Origin of the sequence: Rothia sp. HMSC075F09 (assembly GCF_001810515.1) — a bacterium.
Lineage (GTDB): Bacteria > Actinomycetota > Actinomycetes > Actinomycetales > Micrococcaceae > Rothia.
On the sequence record NZ_KV801791.1, the window covers coordinates 8,563 to 11,209 of the forward strand.

2 protein-coding genes are annotated in these 2,647 nt (G+C 57.8%); both read left to right on the forward strand.

Translation table 11 applies throughout. The features are described 5' to 3' along the window. The first annotated feature begins 451 nt into the window (after positions 1-451). On the forward strand, positions 452-2,062 hold the full coding sequence (locus HMPREF2749_RS04955) for a CRISPR-associated endonuclease Cas4/Cas1 (RefSeq protein WP_049341437.1): 1,611 nt from the start codon (positions 452-454) through the stop codon (positions 2,060-2,062). Then, positions 2,062-2,361 (forward strand): CRISPR-associated endonuclease Cas2, encoded by a 300-nt coding sequence (cas2, locus tag HMPREF2749_RS04960; RefSeq protein ID WP_044141701.1) that lies wholly within the window; start codon positions 2,062-2,064, stop codon positions 2,359-2,361. Before HMPREF2749_RS04955 ends, cas2 begins: the two co-directional genes overlap by 1 nt. Positions 2,362-2,647 lie beyond the last annotated feature (286 nt).

Genomic DNA, 2,647 nt, shown 5'->3' on the forward strand with positions numbered 1-2,647 from the left:
CCCTTCCTTTTTGGAAGGGCTTTCATTGAGGCCCAGGGGTAAATCAAAAAACCACACACCGGCGGGAATTTCCCTTCCTTTTTGGAAGGGCTTTCATTAAGGCATTGAGGCGGGCTCATCCCTGCTTGCGCAGGAAACACCTCAACCTTCCCTACGGTTTCGTAGGGACTTTCCCTAACCTATTCCTGCTCCGTTCCTGGACCCGCCACAGTCCAGGAACGGAGCTTTTCCTTTTTGCCGCACAGGAAGCAACCAGGCTAAAACACCGACCGCAAACCCCGCTCACTAGCTGCCACCCGCCTCCTCCACACATCCAAGCAGAAAACTCAACACGCCGGAATAGCGTCATAAACTCGCTGATAAGCCAAAACACCCCGCCGCAGTGCTAACCTCAAAACCAAGCAGCCAAAGCTGACTGCCTACCATACTCGCTCACACCAAGGAGACACCGATGTCTACCCCTTACAGTGCAGGCGACGAACTTCCTATCTCACTCGTCATGCACACCGTGTACTGTCCCCGCCGCGCATGGATTGAATCCAATGGCGAAAAGACCGACACCTCACAAATGCAAGAAGGGCAGTCCGCCCACAAACGAGTCGACGACCCCAAAACATCCCGCGGCACACAACAGCGCGCAGTCACCATCTCATCAACACGCCTCGGGCTCACCGGACGATGCGACGCCATCGAACCCCAAGAAGACGGTTCTACCCGCATCATCGAATACAAAGCAACCCCCGTACGCCGCAACGCATCCGTCACGCCCGCCCACAGGGTGCAGCTTGCCCTTCAGAAAATCTGCCTCGAAGAAGCCGGCGAAACCGTCAGCGAATGCGCGGTGCACTTCACCAACCACAATAAAACCGTGCCCGTCGACATCTCAGACGAAGACATCCGCACCGCAGAAGAATACGTACACACCACCCGCGCACTCATCGACAACCCGACAGCACCGCAACCCCTCGAAGACTCACCCCGCTGCAGCTGGTGCTCCCACATCTCCGTGTGCCTACCCGACGAATCCCACGGAAAAGAAAACATTACACGCGTCGTCGCCAGCAACCCCGACAGCCAAGTAGCGCACCTCACCACGCAAGGATCAAGAGCGACCGTCCAGCAAGGGCGCCTCATCGTGCAACACCTCGGCGAAACAATCAGCAGCGTACCCCTCGAACGTGTGCACAGCCTCGTGGTCCACGGAAACATTGACGTTTCCTCCGCGCTTCTACGAGAACTCATGTGGCGCAACTGCACCATCATCTGGTGCTCCAGCACCGGCCGAGTCTACGGCTGGTCGCAACCTGGCACCGGACCGAATGGACTGGCCCGCGTGCAACAGCATGTCCTCTCAGCGCAGGGGCACTTGCCCATAGCGGCCGCCATGATTGCCAGCAAAATCGCAAACCAAGCGACCCTGCTGCGCCGCAACGGCCACGCCGCAGATATATGCCGCACCATGCGAGACATCCAGAAGCACACGCCGCAGGCTACCTCAATCCCGGAACTGCTCGGCATCGAAGGTGAAGCCGCCTCGCTCTACTTCGGTAGTTTCACGACCATGCTCAAAGAAGACGTGCTCACCGAACTCGGCTGGACCTGGACTGGGCGGCAGGGGAGAGGTGCCAACGACCCCATCAACATTCTGCTGAACTACGCCTACGGGCTGCTCAGCTCAGAATGCATTCGTGCGATTCTCACCTGTGGGCTCGACCCTCATGCCGGGTTCCTGCACAGCAGCTCTCGCAATAAGCCGGCGCTCGCGCTTGACCTTATGGAAGAGTTCCGTGCAGTCATCGCGGATTCTGTGGTGGTTTCTCTTATTAATAGGAAGCAGGTTAAAGCGGCACATTTCACCGCGGTTGGTGGCAGCTACCGGCTCACACCCGAAGGGCGGAAGACTATCATCGCCGCGTTCGAGAAGCGAATGGCCACGGAGATTACCCACCCCACCTACGGGTATTCGGTGACGTGGCGCCGCGCTGTTGAGGTGCAGGCCCGCATGCTCCTGGGCGTAATTAACGGAACCACTCGCGAGTACACGGGGGTGACCGTACGATAATGCGTGACGACGCCCGACGAACACTTATCGCTTACGACGTGCCCAGCGACCGGCGGCGCGCCAAGCTGGCCAAGCTCATTCTCAGTTATGGGGACCGTATTCAGTACAGCGTCTTTATTGTGGATGCGGCCCCCGCCAAGGTGCGACGCATCAAAGACGAAGTTCAGGAACTCATCGATCCGGACGAAGATTCGGTACTCTTCTGTGACCTGGGGCTGCTGGCCCGGCTTGATGAGCCGACCTTCAGCTACATTGGCCGGGCGCGCGAGGTAACCGAATCGGATGCGCTCATTCTCTAGCCGCGTGCTGCTCATTCGCTAGCGACGTGCGGCAGGGGAGTGAGGGAATGACGAGTTCGATTGCGGACTGGTAGTAGAGGTGGGGATAATGGCCTTTGGAGGCTTTGTCTGTCTCCGTGAGAACCTGGCACGTGACGTAATGTTGGCGTGTCGCTCGCGTGATGTTTTGGCTTGTAAATAGTGTTTAAATGCCTGAATGGCTGCTTGGGTATACTTTTATTTTCCTGCATTCAGGCGGGGACTTTCATTGAGGGCGGGTAGGCATAGCCAGAAGCTCCTGCGCAAT

Excerpts from the sequence above, each read along its gene's own strand:
- HMPREF2749_RS04955 (WP_049341437.1), top strand. The coding sequence starts at position 452 with ATGTCTACCCCTTACAGTGCAGGCGACGAACTTCCTATCTCACTCGTC.
- cas2 (WP_044141701.1), top strand. The coding sequence starts at position 2,062 with ATGCGTGACGACGCCCGACGAACACTTATCGCTTACGACGTGCCCAGC.